Here is a 338-nt window from a genome sequence, read left to right as displayed (position 1 = left end):
AACTCACCGCCCTGATCCTGCGCCAGGCCCGCGAGAACCCGACCTGGGGCTCAACCCGTATCCAGGGCGAGCTGCGGCGCCTGGGCCACCGCGTCGGCGCCTCCACCATCCGACGCATCCTGCGCAGCGCCGACCTCGGCCCCGCACCCAGACGAAGCCGCGGCGCCCCGACCTGGCGCGAGTTCGTACGCGCCCAGGCCTCCGGCCTGCTCGCCGCCGACTTCTTCCACGTGGACACCGCCGCGCTGACCAGGCTGTACGCCTTCGTGGTCATGGAGGTCGGCACCCGCACCGTGCACATCCTCGGCGTCACCGCCCACCCGACCGCAGCCTGGGCC

At 73.7% G+C, this 338-nt stretch carries 1 protein-coding gene; it reads left to right on the top strand.

What is annotated here, in order from left to right:
- On the top strand, positions 1 to 338 hold a 338-nt coding region (locus tag ADL12_RS53040; protein WP_159053298.1), incomplete at both ends, for an IS3 family transposase.

Origin of the sequence: Streptomyces regalis, from assembly GCF_001509475.1 — a bacterium.
Lineage (GTDB): Bacteria > Actinomycetota > Actinomycetes > Streptomycetales > Streptomycetaceae > Streptomyces > Streptomyces regalis.
This window is presented reverse-complemented; position numbering and strand designations above follow the sequence as displayed.